The following is a 20,618-nucleotide window of genomic DNA, read 5'->3' as shown; positions in this document are numbered from 1 at the left end:
CCTTTGAGAGATTAGCCTTAAGATATTAGATGGCATTGTTACGGAACCCACGGCATGGCACCCAAAAAGCTGACTGAGGCTGACAAGACTTCTATCTTGAGCCTGTACCGCCAGCCCCAGGAAACGACCTCAACTCTGGCGGATCGCTATGGGGTCAGCAACAGCACCATCAGCCGGTTGTTGAAAGCCAGCTTGCCCGAAGCTGAATACAGCCTTTTGATTCAGCAGAAACGCGGAGCGAGTGAGCGATCTGTGCCCGGTAAGGCTGCTTTGGAAGTCGTCATGCCCGACGATAGGACCGAGATCTTGCCCCCGGTTTTAGTCGAACCCGAGGCTAGCTCAAAACCTCAGGTTAAGCGTCGTCAGAAAACAGTCGAACCTGTCGCCGAGCCTGTCGCCGAACCCGTGGTTGAGCCCGTCGCCGAACCTGCGATCGCTGTTACCCTGGCCGCAGACCCAGAGGCAGCTGCGGTTGCGGCTGAAGCCCCAGCTCCCTCACCGAAACCTACAAGAAAACGGCGATCGCGCCTCTCTGAAACCGCAGCAGACAGTCCCCCAGACGACAGCGCAGAACCCGAGGTCGAAGCCCCCCCTGAGGTGACTCAGCTCTCCCTCACCGAACCTGTCCCCGACCCCGCCGCCCCTCCCGAAAAGCCGGCTCGGCCAGTGCTGAAGTCGGCTCAGAGTGTTCCTGCTGCCGCCAAGTCATCGAACGACGAAACGGCTGATGACCTTGACGATGACTGGGATGACAATCCCGTGCTTGGGGATGACTACGACGAAGACGATAGCGACGACGACGATGATGGTGACGACGATGATGCCAATACCTATGCTTGGGAAGGTGGCGATCGCGGTTCTACCCCCCATTTAGAGACCCTAGAGATTGCGCCGCTCACGGCTGACGTGCTGCCGCCTCTCTGCTACGTGGTGGTCGAGCGCACCTCCTCAGAACTGGTAGTGCTGCCCCTGCGCACCTTTGCCGAACTCGGCCAAATCCCAGAGACCGAGGGCGACTCGCGCACCCTACCGGTGTTTGAAAACCACAATGTGGCCCGGCGGTTTTCGCGTCGTAACCAGCGAGTGGTCAAGGTACCCGACGGCACCCTACTGCAAACCACCAGCCCCTACCTGCAAGCCAAGGGCATTACTCGCCTGTTTATTGATGGCCAGGTCTTTTCCCTCGGCCAAGATGACCTAGAGTCGGTTGCCCCCCTGGGCGAAGATTAGGTGCGTGAGTAGCTCTCGCCTGTGCCAAAACGTTACCTTGGCCCTGGCCCATGTTCTGCCTTTGCCCCATACACTAGGCCTAGGCTTACACCGTGGAGAGTGATGGACCTACTGCTGCACGTTGCCATTGGCATTGGCCTGAGCGCCGCCGCTGGGTTTAGGATCTTGGTGCCTTTCTTAATTGCAGGCATAGCGGCTCAGCAGGGCTACTTGGCCCTGTCGCCCGGTATGGCGTGGATGGCCAGCACCCCGGCCATTATTGCCTTTGTGGTCGCCACTGTTCTAGAGGTGTTGATTTACTTTGTGCCCATCGTCGATAACGTTATGGATGCGGTAGAACTGCCCGCGGCGGCGATCGCAGGCACTGTTCTCACCGCCGCCGTTACCGGGGGCGACATCAATCCCTTTTTGCAGTGGAGCCTGGCGCTGATCGCCGGAGGCAGCGTGGCCAGCGGCACCCAGGCATTTACCGGGTTGGCTCGGTTGGCCTCTACCGCAGCGGCAGGGCCAGTGGGCAATATTGCTGTCTCTACAACAGAATTGGTCAGCTCAACCATCCTTTCGGTACTCGCGATCGCGGTGCCAATTTTGGTAGTACTCGTAGTAGGGGTGCTGATGTACCTACTCTTCCGGCGGCGCAGGCGTAAATGGCGCAGTTCTTAGAGCACGGTAGCCTGCACCGCTTCGTCCACCGTCCACCACCGGGAGCCAGCCATGGCCAGCCACACTGCCACCAATGCCCAAGCTACCTTTGAGCAACACTTTGACGCTATTGTGCCGATGATGTTGGCTGAGTGGCCCCAGCTCATCGAAGAAAATCTGATCGCTACCAAAGGCGATTTCGATCTGGCGGTGGCCTACATCAGTGGTGAAACCGATCGCACCCAAACCCTAGTGCGTCGCCAAATCAAAGAGCTAGCCAGCCTAATTGAAGTCGAGCCACCAAACTTGGGGAAGGCGGCTCGTAAGGCTGCCCGCAAGGCGGCTCGTAAGGTTTCAAACAATGGGGTCTTGGCCTCTGCCCTAGAGGTTACTGGCCTAGAGTCTGCTGGGTCGCTAGGGGTAGACAAATCTAGCATTGACAATCTGCTTGACGACCTCGAAGCGCGCACTGAGAACCTGATTCAAGAGCTGAAGGTTGAGATGCTGCCCGAACTTGAGAAACGTGCTCGCGGCAACCTGGGGCAAAGCCTGCTAATTGCCCTGGGCATTGGCTTTGTGCTAGGTCTGATCTTGGGGGGCAAGCGTGGATAGCTCTGACTCTGCCTTTGACCAAGTAGAAAGCTACTTGCGGCGACTGCTGCGTTTGGCAACAGTGCTAGTCGATACTCATCTCGATGTTGCCGTACAAGAGGCCAACTACGAAAGCCGCCGCCTAATCAGCGGCTTTATCATGGTGGGCGTCGGTATTGGTCTACTCACCACAGGAGTTGTGCTCGGCATCGTCGCCAGTGTGGTGTTTGCCCAGTCCCTGGGGCTGAGCTGGCTTCAGGCGATCGCCGCTGTGGCCGGGGTTGACCTACTGTTGGGCTTAGTTTTTGTCACTCTGGGGCGGCTGCGGTTGCGCGGGCCGCTGATGATACAGACTCAGGCTCGACTCTCGCGATCGGTGGCGCTGCTCAAAGCCAAAGAGTAACCAGAAAAGTAGGGACATTGCCTGCAATGTCCGACAGCTAATCTTGCTGGGTTGAAAATTGTCTTGCCCCGATCGCCGCCAGCACCCCCGCCACCGCTAGCAGAATGGGGATTGAGTACCAAGGGAACTCAGCCAGGGGTTTGTAGGCCGCTGCCCGCAGGCCGACGGTGGTATAGGTCAGCGGCAGCAGGTAGACGATCGCCTTTAGCGCCACCGGCAGCGTCGCCGGGTCGAAGAACGTGCCGCCTAAAAACGACATCGGCACAATCAAAAAGTTGTTGAATAGGCCCACGCTCTCAAGCGATTTGACGTTGAGCCCGACGATTACCCCTAGGCCTGCAAACACGGCGCAGTTGAGCACCACCAACAGCAAAAACAGCGGGTTAATGAAGCTCCAAAACCGCCCCGTAAACAGAATCGCCACCAAAATGACCGAGCCTGCGGTCATCAGCCCGCGCACAATGCCCGCCAGCATTTTGCCCAGGTGCAGCGCCAGGGGATGCACCGGGTAGAGCAGCATTTCCTCGAAGGTTTTGGTGAAGAGGCGATCGCCGCAAATCGAAAACGTGGTGCCGCCAAAGCTAATCACCATCGACGACAGCGCTACCATCCCCGGCAGAATAAACTCTAGGTAATTGTCGCCCGCTGGCGGGGTGGTCACCTGGTCGATCGCACTGCCCAATCCTAGACCAAAGGCCAAAATATAAATTAAGGGCGACACCAGCCCCGAGGCCGCCACCTGGGGAATGCGCACCCGCAGGTCGAGCCAGTCGCCCCAAAACACCGTGAGCATATCACTCCAAAGGGTGCTGAGGGGCAGCACCTGGCCCTGACGCTGGCGCGGACGAGAAAGGATATTAGTCACGGGATCAGTTGCAACACTTCTTAACTGCTTAATAGTTTAAAGGCTAGGGGGCTAAAGGGCAGGGTTCACTGGGCAGAGAGTTCCCTAGTACAGGGAGTATACGGTTCAAGGTTTTAGGTCCAAGGCTAGCCGCGAACCGCATGCCATAAACCGCGACCCCTGGGTGCTTACCCCTGGGAAATCTGCGCCAAGGACTCGGTTTTGCCCACCAATCCAGTTCTAGGGGTTAAGCAGTTCATTTTCATTACCGACCCACCACTCTCCCAGGCCCATCAGCTCTTGGTGCAGTGCACTGAGTTCTGCCATGTAGATCTCGTGGGGGGTGGTGTCTTTTCGCTCTTTTAACTTCGTCAAGCGCAACAGCACCAGCAGCCAGGGTTTAGAGATGCCATCTCTGGCCTCAATAAATTGGGCAAGTTCACGACTATCCATGGTTAGCCTGCTAAGGAGGATCTATGGATCACTGTAACAGCGGTTTAGATGGTCTGCTCGGGGTGAGTGGGTGGCTAGGGTTGTATACATCTATTGCATTCGAGACACGAAAAGTTAGACAAGCTTGTGGGCTGATCCCCAGATTTTTAGCATGGAGGTAGGTGGCCCAGCGACAAAGCTTTATCCCAGCAAAATCGCAAGTTCCCGGTCTCGATCGGCTGGGGGTTTTGCTGGGTAAAGCGTTTGAACCGGTGCCCGACTTAACTCAATAGATGTTTAAGGTGGCGACATGGTAGCTACGTCTGTGGTTCAGCAATCTGCCCCTCAGCGGGATCAACAGCTTGTTCTCTGGCTCGATGAACTACGCCTCGACGATGTCCCCATCGTCGGTGGCAAAAATGCCTCCCTCGGCGAAATGATTCAGCAGTTGACCCCTCAGGGCATTCGGGTGCCAACGGGGTTTGCCACCACGTCTTACGCCTACCGCTACTTCATTGAGAAAACCGGCCTTGATGCTCAGCTGCGGCAGGTGTTGGGTGGCTTTGATATCAACGATGTCACTGAACTCAGGCGGCGGGGTAGAAAAGCGCGATCGCTAATTCTTAACGCCACCTTTCCTGACGATCTCAAGGCGACTATTCTGCGCGCTTACCACCAGATGTGTGAAGAAGCTGGCCAAAACCTCTGCTTAGACGACGAGTCTTGTCTGGCCGACCACGCCTACACCGAGGTCGATGTGGCGGTGCGCTCTAGTGCCACTGCCGAAGACCTACCCGACGCCAGCTTTGCCGGTCAGCAAGAGACCTACCTCAATGTCTACGGTGACCAGGCGGTGCTGATTGCCTGCAAGAAGTGCTACGCCTCGCTGTTTACCGATCGCGCCATTTCTTACCGCACCACTAAGCAATTTGACCACTTCGATGTGGCGCTGTCGGTGTGCATTCAGCGCATGGTGCGCTCAGACCTGGCCACCTCCGGCGTCATGTTCTCGATTGATACTGAGACTGGCTTTGAGAATGCCGTGCTGATTACCGCCGCCTACGGCCTGGGCGAAAATGTGGTGCAGGGCAGCGTCAACCCCGATGAGTATGTGGTGTTTAAGCCTACCCTCAAGAGCGGCCACAAGCCAATTCTCAGCAAGCGTTTGGGCACCAAGGCGCTGCGTATGGTCTACGACACCAGTGGCACCGAGCTGACCAAAAACGAGACTGTGCCCCTGGCCGATCAGGCCCGCTTTGCGATCGACGAGGACGACATTCTCCAGCTTGCCCACTGGGCCTGCACCATCGAGGAGCACTATACCCAATTGCGGGGCACCAAAAGCCCCATGGATATCGAGTGGGCCAAGGATGGCATTACGGGCGAGCTATTTATCGTCCAAGCCCGGCCTGAAACGGTACAGTCGCAACGGGCTCAGAACGAGCTGCGATCGTACATTTTAGAGGTGCCAGACGGTACAGAACCCGTCGCCAAGGGCCGGGCCGTCGGCGATCTGATCGGCCAGGGCAGCGCCTGCGTCATTCTCGACGTCAACCAGATTGCTCAGTTTCGCCCCGGTGAGGTGCTGATCACCGCCCGCACCGACCCCGACTGGGAGCCGATCATGAAGCGAGCCAGTGCGATCGTCACCGACCAGGGGGGGCGTACCTGCCATGCGGCCATTATTGCGCGGGAATTGGGCATTCCGGCGATCGTTGGCTGTGACAATGCCACCCAGCTGATTACCACGGGCGAACCTGTCACCGTCACCTGCGCCGGCGGCGAAGAAGGACTGATCTACCGGGGCGAAATCCCCTTCCGCATTGAGACTACCCAGATCGACAGCCTGCCCGAAACCCGCACCAAGATCATGATGAATGTGGGCAATCCCGAGCTGGCCTTTACTCTAGCGGCTCTGCCCAACGACGGTGTGGGCTTGGCCCGGCTGGAGTTCATCATCGCCAACCACATTCAGGTGCACCCCTTGGCGTTGCTCAACTTTGACCAGCTGCCCGACGGATCTGAAAAGCGCCAGATTCAGCAGCTCACCGCCCTCTACGATCACAAGCCCGATTATTTCATCGACAAGCTGGCCCACGGGGTGGGCACCCTGGCTGCCGCCTTTTACCCCAAGCCCGTGGTGGTGCGTCTGTCAGACTTTAAGAGCAACGAGTATGCCCACCTGCTGGGGGGCAGCACCTTTGAGCCCGATGAAGAGAACCCGATGATTGGCTGGCGGGGGGCTTCGCGCTACTACGACGATCGCTACCGCGACGGCTTTGCCCTAGAGTGCCAGGCGCTCAAGCGGGTGCGCGACGACATGGGCCTGACCAACGTGATTTTGATGGTGCCCTTCTGCCGCACCCCCGATGAGGGCCGCCGGGTACTCGAAGAAATGGCGAAACATGGCCTGGTGCGCGGTGAGAACGGCCTGCAAGTCTACGTCATGTGCGAACTGCCCAACAACGTGGTGCTGGCCGACGAGTTTAGCCAGGTGTTTGACGGGTTCTCTATTGGCTCGAATGACCTCACTCAGCTCACCCTGGGTCTCGATCGCGATTCGGCCCTGGTGGCTCACCTGTTTGACGAACGCAGCACCGGGGTGAAGCGGATGGTGAAAATGGCGATTCAAACGGCCAAAGAATACCACCGCAAGATCGGCATCTGCGGCCAGGGGCCGAGCGACTACCCCGAGTTTGCCCGCTTCTTGGTGGAACAGGGCATCGACTCGATCAGCCTCAACCCCGATACGGTGATCAAAACCCGCCTAGAGATTGCCGATATGGAGCAGCAGATGGGCTGAGCAGGGCTACAGACTCCAGAGGTTTTGATCGCCTTTGGGGTCTGATACAAAAGCCGACTTGGCTGCCCCCGCAATCAGTAGGGGCGCACAGCATGCGCCCCTACTGATTGGCCGTTTGGGAATCAGGGGGATGGGACTTGGATTCGGTTTGGGCTGAGTGACCTGGGGTTGCGCTGTGCCATCAGAGGGGGTAGCCAGCATCCCCCTTACCCTGGGAGTTTGCGCATTCTCTTGGGGTTGAGGGATCGGGGCCCTGGGCGATCGCTCTTTTCTTTAAGCCACGCCGGCAAATAGGGCCTCGTAGGGCTGAGGGTTCGCGTTCTCTTGGGCCACGATCTCGACGATTTTGTTGCGGGCCTGGGGCAGGTACAGCGCCTCTACACACACCTCCGCCACCTTTGAGCGAGCAATGCTGCCCTCAAACAGAGTGTCAGCCGGGGCCATGAGGAGGGTGCGGGTGTCGGTGTCATCGTCTTTGAGGCCGCCGGGGCGGACGATGGTGTAGGTGAGGCCGCTAGCTTGCAGGTAGGCCTCGGCCTGCTGCTTCCAGTAGAGAATTAAAAAGAACAAATTGAGCGGGTGAAGAAAGCGGGACACGCAGAGCGACGACACCATGACGAAGTGATCGATGCCAGCGGCTTTGGCTTCATCGATCAGGTTTTTGTTGCCTTCGTAATCGACTTGGTAGGGGCCAGTGGGGTCAAAGCCAGGACGGGCTCCGGTGGCCGAGAGCAAAACGGTGCAGCCTGCGATCGCCCTACGAATGCTGTCTCTATCGGTGACACTGCCTTCTACTAGCGTCACCTCAATGGGTAGCTTGGCTCTAGCGGCGGCGGCATCACGCACAAAGGCCACTACCGGCACGCCGCGATTGACCAACTGGGTCACAATTTTAGAGCCAGTTGCCCCTGTGGCCCCTGCAACAAATGCTTTCACCGCTAATTCCCCCTGGGCAAAACGAGATCTAGAACTGGCCTGATTCTAAGGAATGCCTTGTGAAAAGGAAACCAGTCTTAGGGCTAGTTAAATGAAATCGTGATGGGCATCACAGTTCTACAGGGCACACTTGAGATACTAAAGCCTTACGATGGGTGAAGACTTTGGCGTGATATCGCTCTCTGTGTCGTTTAAGCAAGTGGTTGTACCGTGACTCTGGAATCCATGCAGTCTGCTCAGAATGCCGGTGCCCTGCCTCTGGTTGCAGCTACTGAAGGGGCTGAATCTAAGGCTAAACCTGCCGCTGAGCCAACTCCCCCACCCGATCTGGAGGGGGCGCTGGTGTTGGAGGGGCACTACGCTGGCAAAATGGATCTGGCGGCCGACATCGATACGGTAGGCCACTATTTAAATAGCCATCGAGGCTGGTTTACCCGCTGTGCCCACCCTATGCAGGTAGAACCCATTTCTGACCACGGCTATGCCTTGGTCGTGGGGCACTTCTCGATGATGGGCTATGAGGTCGAACCCAAGGTTGGGCTTTACCTGTCTCCCCTCGATCACCAGGTCTATCGCATTGATACGATGCCAGTGCCAGGCTATGTGCCGCCGGGCTACGATGTTGATTTTCATGCGGTGCTGCGGCTGAAAGACGGCTTGGCGGCCCCGCCTCCGGCGACAGCGCTGACCCAGATTGATTGGGATCTCAGCCTAGCGGTGAAAATTCATATGCCGCGCATGCTGAACTCAGTGCCGCGATCGCTACTTAAGACCTCGGGCGATCGCCTGCTCAACCAGGTGGTGCGTCAGGTGTCTAAGCGCCTTACCCGCAAGGTGCAAGAAGACTTTCACCAGAGCCACAGCCTGCCCCTGCCCGAGAGCTGCCGGGGCCACCACTTTTGGTCGAACTGGGGACGGCGATCGGGCGGCGATGCCCACGATCGCCAGGCTTAGACTAGCTCGGGGAAAGTTGTGTGACCCTACAACAAAAGCGATCGCGGCTCAGAGGGAAACTCTAGGCCGCGATCGCTATAGATTGGGTGTCTAAGGCGATTTCTGGAAAGCTTTCTCCCCAGTGGTGGGCAGTGCCCACTCTACAAGGCTTTCGCCCTATGCACTAGGAGCCAGCCGTGGTCTGGAGATCAGCCAGCAGCCGCTGCACAATTTTCATGCCGGTAAAGGCCTGCCAGCTAAACAGCCCGACCAGCACCATATTGAGGGTAATGTGGGTGAGCCGAGCCGTCTCATTGCCTTTTTGCATAAAGGGCACCAGGGACGCAGAAACAGCAATCAGGCTGGCCATGCCCAGACCTACCAGCAGGTGAGGCCCCACAAACAGCTTGCCAGCCTCCAGGTAGGTGACTCCCATAGCGCTTACGGTGCTGATCACCATGACGGACAGCAGTACCGAGCCCACCTTGTGGTGCTTGAGGGCAAACTTGCCTTTGATCAATTCTTTGCGGGTCTCGGCATCGGCCAGGCGAGTGCGGCGGGCCTGAATGCCCAGGTAGAGGGCGTAGAGGGTGGTTGCCAGCAGCAGCCACATCACCACAGGGTGAACAAAATTGAGCCAGGGTTGAACGGTGTCTAAAGTCATAGGGCTCCGTCGCTACGTTTTCGGCGTTACATTTATTTAACAAAATTATAGGAGCACAGATTCTGGCTTGGCAAAGCTTTGGTCAGAATGGAGAGAGGCTGGGCGGGAACCCGACGGCGGCGATCGCGTCATGCCTGCATAGCCTGTGTATTGCCCCCACCTGTGTACGGCCCCAAACTGTCTAATCACAGGAACACGAATCACAGGAGCATGGCCCCGTTGATGTTAGAGCAACAGTTGCAGGGAGATTGTCATGCGGCGACTACAGCGGTTTTTAGTGACTTTATTGGCCGGTTTGTTGGGGGCAGTGCTGATCAGTCAGGGGTTGGGGTGGGGCATTTCCTCCGGCTTTGCCGTTGAACCCCGTGTCGAAGATGCCCTTCAGGTTGATCCGGCGGCCCTGCCAGAAAACACTCTGCCCACCCCCTACCCTGAACAGCCCGATGGCACCCTGAAGCTACCGGATAAAGAACCCGCTATTCCTGCGCTTGAGCCCCAGGCCGAGGCGGATGCCGTAGATCTGGATGCTGACACGGTTCTCGGGCGATCGCTGTTGCTTTCTGGCCTGTCGCCTGAGGTGGCCAAGCGCAGCGAACTCTTGATCGAAGCCGATCGCCTCTACCGGGCGGGCGATCGCGCCGATGCCGAGCTGCTCTACCGGGCAGCCAAAGACCCGGCCTGGCTGGCCGAAACCGGGCCAGAATTGGCGATCGCCCCCCTCACCGACCCCGACGACCTGCCCCCCGCTGGGCGGGTCTACTGGCGCGAGGCGCTGGCCGGGGCCGAGTCAGCGTTTCCCAACCGGGTGCTAGTGCCGCTGGAGCTACTGGTGAAGAACTACCCCGAGTTTTTGCCGGGGCAGGCCCTCTACGCTCGCTACCTGGTGCAGAACGATCGCGCCGATGAGGCGTTGCAGGTGCTAGAGGGGGCGATCGCCCGCTACCCCTACAACCCCGATCTGCTCAAGGCCCAGGCCGAGGTGCAAATGGCCCGCCAGCAGTGGATTGAAGCCGCCATTACCGCCAATCAGTTCGCTATTCTCAACCCTGAGCACCCCGACGCCGAGGCCATGAGCACCCTGGCTCGCCAGAATCTCGATCGCTTTCGCGGCGCGATGAACCAAACCCTGACCCGTAACCTGGTGTCAAACATTGTCACCGGAGCGGCTGGGTACATTCTCACCGGGGGGCTGCTGGGGCCGTTTACCGCGATCAACTCGGGCATTTTGATGATGCAGGGCGAAAGCGGTCTGGGCCACCAGGTGGCCGAGCAGGTCAAGCGTCAGTTGCCCATCGTCGATGACCCGGAAATTCGCGCCTACGTCAATGACATGGGCCAGCGGCTGGCGGGGTTAGCGGGGCGCGACGAGTTTGACTACAGCTTTGAGGTGATCATGGATGACAGCCTCAACGCCTTTGCTCTACCCGGCGGTAAGATTTTCATCAACGCTGGCGCGATTACCCGCAGCCATTCTGAAGCCGAGTTGGCGGGGCTGGTGGGCCACGAGATCGCCCATGCGGTGCTTTCCCACGGGTTTCAAATGGTGACCCAGGGCAACCTCACCACCAGTCTGGCGTCGTTTATTCCCATTCCCGAGGTGGCCAACATCGCCGCTGGCCTAATTGTGTCAAGCTACTCCCGCGATATGGAGCGCCAGTCAGACATCTTGGGCACCAAGCTGTTAGCTACCAACCGCTACGCCGCCGATGGTCTGCACAACCTGATGGTCACCCTGGAAGCAGAGTACGGCAACCGAGGGGTGAGCTGGTTTGCCTCGCACCCCAACCCAGGCGATCGCGCCAACTACCTGCGGCAGCTGGTAGACCAGGCCGGTTTTAACCGCTATGCCTACGAAGGGGTCGAAACCCACCTGAAAATGCGCCACAAAATGAATCGCCTGCTCACCGAATACAAGCTAGAACAGGACAATGAAGCAGAGGCCCCGGTGCGCCGACGGCGCTGAACCAGCCGGTAGCCTTCACCCCCCGACGAGCGCCGCTAAGACCAGCACCACTCCCAATCCAACGCACCCCACCATTGACCAAAAGGCAATCTGGGCACTCTGGCCTACGCTTTTGGTAATTGCCTCGTGGGATTTCAGCGTGATGATGTAGGGCTGGTCATCCTGGGCGGGTTTTTCGATCGCCACAGTGCCGGTGCGATCGCTCGCCATTCCCACCACCAGTAGAGGGCGATCTAGGGGCAAAATAGTTTCTTTGTAGCGATAGCCCAGGGTGCGACGCGAGCCGCCCATGCCGTCGCCGCCCAGCGCCAGAGAAAACCCGCCAAAAGAAAGCATGCCGCCCACGGGGGCACCAGGGCGAAACTCATTGAGCACCTCTACCGGCTCAACCTTAGCTTCTTCAGGATCTACCCGTACTTGCCCAGAGCGATCGACCAGGTCAAAGGGAATCCGCTGTCTGTGTTCGCTGATGGTTTCTGATCCCCGCTGGGTGCGCGTGGTCACTTTGCCGTCACTGTCTTTTTCACTCACAGTTTCTTCGTACTCACGAATGACGGTGCTGGTGTAGCAGACACAGGGTAGCTGTTTAAATTCTGAGGTGAGAGGAGTGGGAGCTTGGGGTTTGCCCCACAGCCACACATAGTCACGCCAGTCGCCGCCGCCAATTTCTTTTGAGATTTCCGTAGCCGTAGCTTCTAAGTCGGCGGCCTGGCAGGCGCGAGCTAGTTTGAGCTGATTGCAGCGGCACTGCTGACGATGTTGCACCCACCAGAGTACGGCCCCAGCCACGATAAAGATGATTCCTGCGATCGCCATAGGGTTCTTCCTGTCAAGGGTGGCTAGCTTTAATTACCAGCGTGCCCAGCCCAGATTCCGGAAACGTGGCTGCTTAACGAATTGCTAAACTCTCCCCAGCCCTAGCCTCAGACCGAGTCCAGCTCGGGTTTTGTAGTCTTCCCACCGGGAGAACTCCACCTCTAGACTTGGGTGAGGTTTATTTACCGAAAGGTTTTGTTGCAAAAGTTAAAGCGCCGCCGCCTACCCCAAAAGCCCTGATACACTGACATTTAGCGATCTACACGAGCGATCAGGCTTGCTTTGCTCTCAGAATGCAAACCAGTTCTGGGTAAACAGGTCTCTTCTCTGCCTATCGCCTGCCGGGGGATAGCCCGGCCCACGTTCACCGCGCCATCTAAGGACTCATGGTAGATTCCCTTAAAAAGCCTGAATTGCAAGAGATTCGCCCAGGGGTAAAGGCTCCCGCCAAAAAAGATACCATTCTCACCCCTCGGTTTTACACCACCGACTTTGACGAGATGGCCGCCATGGACATCTCCATCAACGAAGACGAGATGCTCGCCATCCTCGACGAGTTGCGGGCCGACTACAACCGCCATCACTTCGTCCGCAGCGAGGTCTTTGACCAGTCTTGGGACTGCGTCACTGGCGAAACCCGGCAGGTGTTTGTAGAATTTCTGGAGCGCTCCTGTACCTCCGAGTTCTCTGGCTTTTTGCTCTATAAAGAATTGAGCCGTCGCCTTAAGGGCAAAAACCCCCTGCTATCCGAGTGCTTTGACCTCATAGCGCGCGACGAAGCGCGCCACGCGGGCTTCCTCAACAAGGCCATGGCTGACTTCAACATGCAGCTAGACCTGGGCTTTTTGACTAAGACCAAAGACTACACCTTCTTTAAGCCTAAGTTCATCCTCTACGCCACCTACCTCTCTGAGAAGATCGGCTACTGGCGCTATATCACTATCTTCCGTCACCTCGAATCTCACCCCGAGAACGAGATCTACCCGATCTTCCGCTTCTTTGAGAACTGGTGCCAAGACGAAAATCGCCACGGTGACTTCTTCTCGGCCCTGATGAAGTCTCAGCCCGAGATTCTCAATGATTGGAAGGCCAGACTGTGGTGCCGCTTCTTTTTGCTGTCGGTGTTTGCCACCATGTACCTCAACGATCTCCGGGCCAGAGGCTTTTACGAATCCCTCGGGTTAAATGTCCGTGAGTACGACATTGAGGTGATTGAGAAAACCAACACGACGGCTGGGCGAGTGTTCCCCATCACGCTGAATGTCGAGCACCCTAGCTTCTTCAAGCGATTGGATGTGGCTGCCGCCGCTAACGGCAAGCTAAGCCAGATCGCTGAGTCGAATCAGCCTAAGCTGCTGAAGAAGCTACAACAGCTGCCTCACATTGCCACTATCGGCTGGCAGCTGGTGCAGCTCTACTTCCTCAAGCCCATAGACAGCATGGCAACTCGCGGCCAGGTGCGCTAGAGGTCAGTAGCCATTTACCGGAACGCTATCCTCGTTTCCCCCAGCGGCTTTACTCTTTGAGTAAGGCCGCTTTTTTGGCCTGTCTAGCTTGGGGCGATGGGACGGGGCTGAAGCGATAAGATGCATAGGACGACTGTGTGAGCCGGGAGCCGCCGAGTGGTGCCATTAACAATTCGACTGTTGCGACTGAGTGGGTGCCTGGCGGCACTGGGGATAGGGCAGCATGCGATCGCTCTAGACGACTGGCCCCACCGCGACGAAGCGATCGCCCTCGAAACTTCCTCCAGTCCTCCAGCGGCCAGTTCAACTCTTTGCTCCCAGACCTCAGAATTTGCTGTCTCCTGCGTGATTGCAGCCCAGGAAACACCGCTCTCTGCCCCCGCTGCCCCGCCAGAGACCCTGGCGATCGATGCTGACGCCCTAGCGCCCAGCCTCGATCTCGACCCCGCCGTCATTGAGGGCAGCCCCACTCTCCAGCGCTGGCTCGAAGATATTCCCGATGTCGCCGATGACATTCGCCACCGGCCCAGTTTTCGATCGCGGCTGCGAGTTGGCTATGCCCAATTTCCTTCGACGGGGCAGATTGGCGGGGTTTCGGCAGCGGTAGACGATGTATTTGTGGTGCCGGGCACAGGGCTCACTGCCAGCGCCGACTATAGCCGCAGCTGGAATGGCGATCGCGAATCGTACGGGGGTGAGGCCCGCTACTACCTGCTGCCCCTGGGTGGCTATGTGAATCTTGCGCCTACGGTGGGCTACCGCTCCCTCAGCACCCCGGCTTACCAAACCAACGGGCTCGATGTCGGCCTGCGCCTGATGCTGGTGCCCTCGCGGGGCGGCGGGGCAGACCTAGCCCTGAGCCAGCGATGGGTAGCACCGGGCAGCGAGGGGGAAGTGGGGATTACCAGCCTAGCGATCGGCTACGCCGTTACCCGGCAACTGCGGTTGGGCACCGATTTTCAACGGCAAAACTCCCGATTTGGTCAAGATAGCCGCGTTGGGGTTTCGTTAGAGCTGCTGTTGTAGCCTGACCTAAAAACTAGAAACGGGATCGGCACTGGGCAGCAGAAACCAAAAAAAGGCGGAGAGCGATCGCTCTCCGCCTTTTAGCTAGCCGAAGCAAGGCTATGGGCTAGGGCAGGTGCCCATTAGTTCGAGCCGGGTTCAGAGAACTCAGCGTCGATCACATCGTCGCCACCAGCGTTATTGCCGGGAGTAGCGTCGGGGCCGGGGGCTGCTCCAGCGGCGTCGCCACCGGCCTGCTGGTACAGGTTGGTGCTAATACCGTAGAGGGTCTGTTGCAGTTCGCCGGTGAGGGTTTTGATGGTGTCAAAGTCCTCAGCTTCGATGGCGGTCCGCAGAGACTTGATCTGCTCTTCGGCTTTTTCTTTGTCGGCGGCGGGCACTTTGTCACCCATGTCGGCCAGTTGCTTCTCAGCCTGGTAGGTGAGCGAGTCGGCCTGGTTCTTGAGGTCGATGCGCTCGCGGCGCTCTTTGTCGGCGTTGGCGTTGGCCTCGGCATCTTTCACCATGCGCTCGACTTCGTTTTCGTCGAGCGTAGAGGCACCCGAGATGGTGATGGTCTGCTCTTTGCCGGTACCCTTATCTTTGGCGGTGACATTGAGAATGCCGTTGGCATCGATGTCAAAGATCACCTCGATCTGGGGTACACCCCGAGGGGCGGCAGGGATGCCCGAGAGCTGGAAGGTACCCAGGCTCTTGTTGTCGGTGGCCATTTCGCGCTCACCCTGGAGCACCTTGATCTCCACGTTGGTTTGGCCATCTTGGGCGGTGGAGAACACCTCCGACTTTTTGGTCGGAATGGTGGTGTTGCGGGGGATGAGTTTGGTCATCACGCCACCCAGAGTTTCCACACCCAAAGACAGGGGGGTGACATCGAGCAGCAGGATGTCTTTGACTTCACCCGCCAGCACGCCACCCTGAACCGCCGCACCAATGGCGACGACCTCGTCGGGGTTAACGGTTTCGTTGGGCTCTTTGTCGAGGGTGCGCTTCACCACATCCTTAATGGCGGGAATGCGGGTCGAGCCGCCGACCAGCACCACTTCGTCAATGGCGGTTTTGGCCACTTTGGCATCTTTGAGCGCTTGCTCCACGGGGATGCGGCAGCGATCGATTAGATCGGCGCACAGCTCTTCAAACTTACCTCGGGTGAGGGTCATTTCCAGGTGCTTGGGGCCGTCCTGGGTAGCGGTGATGAAGGGCAGGTTGATCTCGGCCTGGGTCACGCTAGACAGTTCGATTTTGGCTTTTTCAGCGGCTTCGGTGAGGCGCTGAAGAGCCTGCTTGTCTTTGCGCAGGTCGATGCCTTCCATTTTTTGGAACTCACCGGCCAGGTAGTCAACGATCTTCTTGTCGAAGTCGTCGCCGCCCAGGTGAGTGTCACCGGAGGTAGCTAGCACTTCAAACACACCGTCGCCCACTTCGAGAATGGAGACGTCAAAGGTACCACCACCGAGGTCGAACACCAGAATGGTTTCGTTGCTCTTGCGGTCTAGCCCATAGGCTAGCGAAGCAGCAGTAGGCTCGTTGATGATCCGCAGCACTTCTAGGCCCGCGATTTTACCGGCGTCTTTGGTGGCCTGACGCTGGGAGTCGTTGAAGTAGGCTGGTACGGTGATGACGGCCTGGGTGACTTTTTCACCTAGGTATTTACCGGCATCGTCGGCCAACTTGCGCAAAATCTGGGCTGAAATTTCTTCAGGTGAAAACTGCTGACCCGCCTGGGGACAGTCAATTTTGACGTTGTTGCCTACGTTCATGACTTTGTAAGCCACTTCGGTAGACTCAGTGCCGACTTCGTCGTAGCGACGGCCAATGAATCGCTTGACCGAGTAAAAGGTGTTCTCGGTGTTCATTACCGCCTGGCGCTTGGCGATTTGGCCCACAAGGCGATCGCCGTTTTTGGCGTAGGCGACAACCGAGGGGGTGGTGCGAAATCCCTCAGCGTTAGCGATAACGGTGGGCTTGCCCCCTTCCATTACGGCAACCACAGAGTTGGTGGTGCCTAGGTCGATTCCAACTACTTTTCCCATATTTTCTTTGCTCCGGCTTGACAGCTATATCTATAGTGCTTGCTCGGGCCATTTCTCTGAAGGAGGGGATACCGAACCGCGAAAGGCGGGGTGTGGGGTGGGAGTGGATAGGAGATGAGGGAGCTGGGAAGATAAAGGGGATGGGGAAGATGAGGGAGGTATTCTTTCCCCTGGGCGGATTTGGTGAGTGCTGGAGCGCGGCTCTCGTGGTTGGTCACGATGGTTGCTCGTACTCAAGGATTGACCGTAACGGCTCGACTAAGGGCGGTAGGCTGCGGTGAATCGTTCTCCAAATGGTGGGTATATCGAGCTGAAAGTATTCGTGGGCAGCTACGTTGCGCATGTCTGAATAGCACTGATTGCGGTCAAGATGTCGTGAATGCGAAGAAGCCAGTCTCTAGAAGACACGAACAGCATCCTTAGTGACGGGTTCGCGGAGATGGGCTTTGAGTGCTGCATGGGTGCCTATGTCTACGGCACAGTCTAAAAGGTCTTCGAGATAGTGCTGCACCCGAAAGACATCAAACAGGGTTGGCTCGATGGTAAATTCAACCAAAAAATCGACATCGCTATTGGGATGGGCTTGATCGCGGGCCACTGAGCCAAACAGTTCCAATGTTTTTATCCCAAGCGATTCAAGCTCGCGCTGGTGAGCCTGAGCTAGTGTTACAACATGCTTGCGATTTATGGGCTTGCGATTTATGGGCTTGCGATTCATGGGCTTGCGATTCATGGGCTCGCGATTCTAAGACCTACAAAGCTAATTTGTTCTATCTATTGGATTACGCTCGTCACTTATTATTTTGACTCTACCCTGACTGACAAGGATGAATTTGCCTGTATCTTATTCGCTTTTAAGGTAGTGGTTGCCCTCAGGAGTGAGATGCAGGTGGACGATCGCCCGCCCATACACCACGATCAATCCCTGTTGAGCCAGTTGTTCAAGTAATTGCTGGCGATCGCCCATGGGTACCCGCCGATGGATTTGACTGGGGCCAATGCGCCCCCCCTGGCACGATCGCAACATCAGCAGTTCGTCGGGGGTGACAGGCCACACCGAAAGATCGAGCTTGAGCAGGGTTTTGCCGGTGAGGGTAAGGCCAAACTGGGCGATGTCGTGGTCGTAGGTGAGCCAGCCGCGATCGCGCAAGCTCTGACAGGCACGCTCTCGCTGACGCATGGAATATTTGCCCTTAATGGGTAGTGCGGCAAGGGCATCGCAGGTGCCGCCCACTGCCAGGAGCTGGCCTAGAATAGCCAGTTCGAGGGAAGGAAGAGCTAACGATGTCGTTTGAGTAGCGCTCATCGGGGCAGGAAATGATTGGGCTGTCCTGAAACGATTGGCGTGAGGTGAAGTGTAATGGAAGGGGGCGGGGCGATGGGGGCTAGTCTCTGGTCATCGCATACTAGTTCGTATCAACTAGTTTTACCATGCCGCTTGCATCTTACCCACGGTGATCGCTGCTGTGTCTTTGAATTCTCAAACCTACCTGGGGCACAACCAAGAAGCCTATCAAGAACTGCGGTTGGCCCTGCAACTCAATCTGCGGCGGCAGCTGCTAATCGCGGTGTGCGACGACGTGGCCCTGCAAGAGCAGTTGGCCCAGCGTTTGGCCGCCAACTTCAGCCCCCTGCCCGACACAGTGCCCTTAGCTCCAGAGGTGCGATCGCGGCAGCTTACCCTGGTCACGCTGCGGCTGGGCGGCGATCGCCCTGACCTCGTGCGTGAGGTCTTGCTCTGGCTCAAGCAGCAACGAGGGCTTCAGGGCAGCTTACCCACCGCGCCAGTGTTCCAAATCGTGGGAGTTGATCAGCTCACCCGCCAGTCGCCCACGGTGCAAAATCGGTTTCTGGCCTCGCTGATTCGGGTCGATGAACTGTTGACCCAACTCGACTGTCGGCTGGTGGTGTGGGTGCCGCGCCCCTGGCTGGGCAAAATTCGCCAGTCGGTGCCGGGGTTCTGGCGATCGCGCAGCGGTCTGTTTGAATTTGTGGGCGATCCTATCCCCCAAACGGCTACCTTGGCCGCAACTCAGCCCAAAGCTGCCCAGCCCGAGGCCACCTCGCCCAGTCCTCCGTCTACCGCCGCCAATTTGTGGCAGGTTTTGCAAGATGACCTCTCGACCCGTGAGCTGCCTGCATCACTTGAGTCACTTTCCCCGGCGGAGGTCCCTACCGCTGAGCCATTGCCTGAGCAAACAGGGGTGGCTCGGCCCCCCCTAACGCTGCCTCCTCTATCGGGCCGCAGTCCCACAGTTGCCCCCGACCAGGCCACTCAGTCAGGTTCGCTAAGTTACACGGTGCTCGACCACGGGGCGTTCTCAAGCGTCGTGATGCCGCCTGTAGCGGCGACGGCGGCAGAGACCTTGGCGGCTTTGCAACAGGCACAGCCAGCCCTAGCACAGCCAGAACCAGCCTGCTCGGCAATGCCCGATGGCCCGCGAGCGCGACCTGGCGGCGGGGGGTTACAACTTCCTCCTGATCTGGCTCAAGATGCAGAACTGGCAAACCTGTGGCGCTACATTCAAGGCCTGATCGATCAGCAGGCCGGGCCGCTGACGCTGTCGAGGGCCTACCTGACTCTGGGGCAACTGGGACGCGATCGCCTGGCGGTCGATGCCCCCGCTGCCACCGTTTTAGACTTTGCCACCGCTTTATACGACCAGGCGATCGGCGGTCTGCCCGAGGGTAGCCCCGACTGGTGCGATGCTCTCAACGACTTGGCCAGCCTCTACTGGCTTCAGGGCCAGCAAGACAACGCTGCCGATCCGGCGGCTTGGCTACGGCGCAGCGTCAGCACCTACGAAAAAGCGCTCAGGGGCGGCCAAGGCACTATCCCCGCCGATACCCTGGGGCGCATCTATGGCAATCTGGGCACTGTCTACGGGCTGTTGGCCAACCTCGAAGAGCCGGCCCTCTGCTTGGAGCAGGCTGCAGAGGCCTATGGCCATGCTCTAGAGCACAACCCAGCGGCGCGATCGCCCACTGACTATGCCAACTTGCAAAACAGCCTGGGTGCCATTCACTGGCGGCTGGCTCAGCACCAGCAGCCCCAGCACCACTTAGCGGCGGCGATCACTGCCTACGGCGAAGCCCTGGCCCACCGATCTGCCCAGGAGGCACCGCTAGAATACGCGATGATTCAAAACAACTTGGGCATTGCCTACTGGAGTTTGGCCCAGCACCAGCAGCCTGTGTTTTTGCTCGAACGGGCGATCGCTGCGTACCAATCGGCGCTGCAATACCGCACCATGGCCGCTGCCCCGGCAGGCTGTGCCGCCACCGCCAACAACCTGGGTACCGCCTACTGGGATCTAGCTCAGCAGGCCACCGGCACCGGGCCGGGGCAAAAGCCTGCCATCGGGAGCGATCGCCGCATAGCTGCTCTACAGCAGGCTGTCACCGCCTACAATATGGCACTGACGGCGGCCGAAACCGCCCTGCAAGACTCGCCGCCCCCGGCCCTCGGCTTTGACCTGTGGGCTACCTGCCACAGCGTCGGCGTCGTCCACGATCAACTGGCCCAAGCTCTGCCTGCTGACCAGGCCGATGCTCGCCAGCACCATCTCAAAACTGCGCTGCACCACTATTTACTGGCCTACCAGGGCTGGCAAGATCACCCGTCGCAACTGGAGGTCTTGATCACCGCACTGGTCTACAACGCCCACCTGAATTTTGAAATCTTTGGTATCGCTGGGCAGCAAGCGGTACTGTCTCAGCTGCCGGGAGAACTCTTGGCCTCAGTTTTATCTCGTCTGTAGACCGCTTTTGCCAAGGGGGCGGGGAGCCAGGCGATCGCTGGGGGGAGAGTAACCCCAAACCCCATAGTTGTTGTGAGT

19 protein-coding genes are annotated in these 20,618 nt (G+C 58.2%); 10 read left to right on the top strand and 9 right to left on the bottom strand.

Translation table 11 applies throughout. The features are described 5' to 3' along the window. Window positions 1-54 precede the first annotated feature (54 nt). The 4 genes from RRF56_RS13135 to RRF56_RS13120 all read left to right on the top strand — a co-directional run bounded on the left by RRF56_RS13135 (window position 55) and on the right by RRF56_RS13120 (window position 2,866). The gene (locus tag RRF56_RS13135) at window positions 55-1,230 is read left to right on the top strand and encodes a hypothetical protein (RefSeq protein ID WP_317038093.1); all 1,176 of its coding nucleotides are present in this window, start codon (window positions 55-57) and stop codon (window positions 1,228-1,230) included. Between the two features lie 102 nt (window positions 1,231-1,332). Next, window positions 1,333-1,893, top strand: a complete 561-nt coding sequence (locus RRF56_RS13130; RefSeq protein ID WP_317038092.1) for a DUF4126 domain-containing protein — start codon at window positions 1,333-1,335, stop codon at window positions 1,891-1,893. 51 nt (window positions 1,894-1,944) lie between these two features. Beyond that, a complete protein-coding gene (locus RRF56_RS13125) occupies window positions 1,945-2,484 on the top strand; it encodes a hypothetical protein (protein WP_317038091.1) in 540 nt (179 codons plus the stop codon). Next, complete coding sequence (locus RRF56_RS13120) at window positions 2,477-2,866, top strand: phage holin family protein (RefSeq protein ID WP_317038090.1); 390 nt, start codon at window positions 2,477-2,479, stop codon at window positions 2,864-2,866. The genes RRF56_RS13125 and RRF56_RS13120 overlap by 8 nt, the downstream gene beginning before the upstream one ends. A 37-nt stretch (window positions 2,867-2,903) precedes the next feature. On the opposite strand, the gene RRF56_RS13115 is transcribed toward RRF56_RS13120, so the two are convergent. Further along, the gene (locus tag RRF56_RS13115; RefSeq protein ID WP_410510605.1) at window positions 2,904-3,659 is read right to left on the bottom strand and encodes an ABC transporter permease; all 756 of its coding nucleotides are present in this window, start codon (window positions 3,657-3,659) and stop codon (window positions 2,904-2,906) included. 291 nt (window positions 3,660-3,950) lie between these two features. Continuing rightward, a complete protein-coding gene (locus tag RRF56_RS13110; protein ID WP_317038088.1) occupies window positions 3,951-4,163 on the bottom strand; it encodes a hypothetical protein in 213 nt (70 codons plus the stop codon). Window positions 4,164-4,452: 289 nt separating this feature from the next. On the opposite strand from RRF56_RS13110, the gene ppsA reads away from it, so the two are divergent. After that, complete coding sequence (gene ppsA / locus RRF56_RS13105; RefSeq protein ID WP_317038087.1) at window positions 4,453-6,945, top strand: phosphoenolpyruvate synthase; 2,493 nt, start codon at window positions 4,453-4,455, stop codon at window positions 6,943-6,945. Window positions 6,946-7,218: 273 nt separating this feature from the next. Here the strand turns inward: ppsA and RRF56_RS13100 are convergent, their stop codons facing one another. Continuing rightward, on the bottom strand, window positions 7,219-7,881 hold the full coding sequence (locus RRF56_RS13100; protein WP_317038086.1) for an SDR family oxidoreductase: 663 nt from the start codon (window positions 7,879-7,881) through the stop codon (window positions 7,219-7,221). A 210-nt stretch (window positions 7,882-8,091) separates the two neighbouring features. Here RRF56_RS13100 and RRF56_RS13095 point away from each other — a divergent pair, with 210 nt between their 5' ends. Further along, window positions 8,092-8,835, top strand: coding sequence for a DUF1997 domain-containing protein (locus RRF56_RS13095; RefSeq protein WP_317038085.1), 744 nt, complete (start codon window positions 8,092-8,094; stop codon window positions 8,833-8,835). A gap of 163 nt (window positions 8,836-8,998) precedes the next feature. Here RRF56_RS13095 and RRF56_RS13090 read toward each other — a convergent pair whose 3' ends face one another. Beyond that, window positions 8,999-9,478, bottom strand: a complete 480-nt coding sequence (locus RRF56_RS13090; protein ID WP_317038084.1) for a DUF4079 domain-containing protein — start codon at window positions 9,476-9,478, stop codon at window positions 8,999-9,001. A 253-nt stretch (window positions 9,479-9,731) separates the two neighbouring features. Between RRF56_RS13090 and RRF56_RS13085 the strand changes: the two genes are divergently transcribed. Further along, complete coding sequence (locus RRF56_RS13085) at window positions 9,732-11,441, top strand: M48 family metalloprotease (RefSeq protein ID WP_317038083.1); 1,710 nt, start codon at window positions 9,732-9,734, stop codon at window positions 11,439-11,441. Between the two features lie 15 nt (window positions 11,442-11,456). On the opposite strand, the gene RRF56_RS13080 is transcribed toward RRF56_RS13085, so the two are convergent. Continuing rightward, window positions 11,457-12,257, bottom strand: coding sequence for an E3 ubiquitin ligase family protein (locus RRF56_RS13080; RefSeq protein ID WP_317038082.1), 801 nt, complete (start codon window positions 12,255-12,257; stop codon window positions 11,457-11,459). 386 nt (window positions 12,258-12,643) lie between these two features. On the opposite strand from RRF56_RS13080, the gene acsF reads away from it, so the two are divergent. Beyond that, the gene (gene acsF, locus RRF56_RS13075) at window positions 12,644-13,723 is read left to right on the top strand and encodes a magnesium-protoporphyrin IX monomethyl ester (oxidative) cyclase (protein ID WP_317038081.1); all 1,080 of its coding nucleotides are present in this window, start codon (window positions 12,644-12,646) and stop codon (window positions 13,721-13,723) included. A gap of 159 nt (window positions 13,724-13,882) precedes the next feature. Beyond that, window positions 13,883-14,749 (top strand): hypothetical protein, encoded by an 867-nt coding sequence (locus RRF56_RS13070; protein WP_317038080.1) that lies wholly within the window; start codon window positions 13,883-13,885, stop codon window positions 14,747-14,749. Window positions 14,750-14,871: 122 nt separating this feature from the next. Here RRF56_RS13070 and dnaK read toward each other — a convergent pair whose 3' ends face one another. The 4 genes from dnaK to RRF56_RS13055 form a co-directional block, all read right to left on the bottom strand. After that, entirely contained in the window at window positions 14,872-16,779 is a 1,908-nt protein-coding gene (gene dnaK / locus RRF56_RS13065; RefSeq protein WP_317038079.1) for a molecular chaperone DnaK, read from the bottom strand. A gap of 214 nt (window positions 16,780-16,993) precedes the next feature. After that, window positions 16,994-17,122 carry a HepT-like ribonuclease domain-containing protein gene (locus tag RRF56_RS26425; RefSeq protein WP_410510563.1) on the bottom strand — a complete coding sequence of 43 codons (129 nt, stop codon included), beginning with the start codon at window positions 17,120-17,122 and terminating at the stop codon, window positions 16,994-16,996. Between the two features lie 54 nt (window positions 17,123-17,176). Beyond that, entirely contained in the window at window positions 17,177-17,512 is a 336-nt protein-coding gene (locus tag RRF56_RS13060) for a nucleotidyltransferase family protein (RefSeq protein WP_317038078.1), read from the bottom strand. Window positions 17,513-17,623: 111 nt separating this feature from the next. After that, complete coding sequence (locus tag RRF56_RS13055; protein WP_317038077.1) at window positions 17,624-18,085, bottom strand: hypothetical protein; 462 nt, start codon at window positions 18,083-18,085, stop codon at window positions 17,624-17,626. A 160-nt stretch (window positions 18,086-18,245) separates the two neighbouring features. On the opposite strand from RRF56_RS13055, the gene RRF56_RS13050 reads away from it, so the two are divergent. After that, entirely contained in the window at window positions 18,246-20,540 is a 2,295-nt protein-coding gene (locus tag RRF56_RS13050) for a tetratricopeptide repeat protein (RefSeq protein ID WP_317038076.1), read from the top strand. Window positions 20,541-20,618 lie beyond the last annotated feature (78 nt).

Source organism: Nodosilinea sp. E11, assembly GCF_032813545.1.
GTDB lineage: Bacteria > Cyanobacteriota > Cyanobacteriia > Phormidesmidales > Phormidesmidaceae > Nodosilinea.
The sequence above is the reverse complement of the archived record's forward strand: the minus strand, read 5'-3'. Positions and strand labels throughout refer to the sequence as shown.

Coding starts and splice junctions, on each gene's coding strand:
- RRF56_RS13135 (WP_317038093.1), top strand. CDS start 55: ATGGCACCCAAAAAGCTGACTGAGGCTGACAAGACTTCTATCTTGAGC.
- RRF56_RS13130 (WP_317038092.1), top strand. CDS start 1,333: ATGGACCTACTGCTGCACGTTGCCATTGGCATTGGCCTGAGCGCCGCC.
- RRF56_RS13125 (WP_317038091.1), top strand. CDS start 1,945: ATGGCCAGCCACACTGCCACCAATGCCCAAGCTACCTTTGAGCAACAC.
- RRF56_RS13115 (WP_410510605.1), bottom strand. CDS start 3,659: ATGCTCACGGTGTTTTGGGGCGACTGGCTCGACCTGCGGGTGCGCATT.
- RRF56_RS13110 (WP_317038088.1), bottom strand. CDS start 4,163: ATGGATAGTCGTGAACTTGCCCAATTTATTGAGGCCAGAGATGGCATC.
- ppsA (WP_317038087.1), top strand. CDS start 4,453: ATGGTAGCTACGTCTGTGGTTCAGCAATCTGCCCCTCAGCGGGATCAA.
- RRF56_RS13090 (WP_317038084.1), bottom strand. CDS start 9,478: ATGACTTTAGACACCGTTCAACCCTGGCTCAATTTTGTTCACCCTGTG.
- RRF56_RS13085 (WP_317038083.1), top strand. CDS start 9,732: ATGCGGCGACTACAGCGGTTTTTAGTGACTTTATTGGCCGGTTTGTTG.
- RRF56_RS13080 (WP_317038082.1), bottom strand. CDS start 12,257: ATGGCGATCGCAGGAATCATCTTTATCGTGGCTGGGGCCGTACTCTGG.
- acsF (WP_317038081.1), top strand. CDS start 12,644: ATGGTAGATTCCCTTAAAAAGCCTGAATTGCAAGAGATTCGCCCAGGG.
- dnaK (WP_317038079.1), bottom strand. CDS start 16,779: ATGGGAAAAGTAGTTGGAATCGACCTAGGCACCACCAACTCTGTGGTT.
- RRF56_RS26425 (WP_410510563.1), bottom strand. CDS start 17,122: ATGCGCAACGTAGCTGCCCACGAATACTTTCAGCTCGATATACCCACC.
- RRF56_RS13060 (WP_317038078.1), bottom strand. CDS start 17,512: ATGAATCGCAAGCCCATGAATCGCAAGCCCATAAATCGCAAGCCCATA.
- RRF56_RS13055 (WP_317038077.1), bottom strand. CDS start 18,085: ATGAGCGCTACTCAAACGACATCGTTAGCTCTTCCTTCCCTCGAACTG.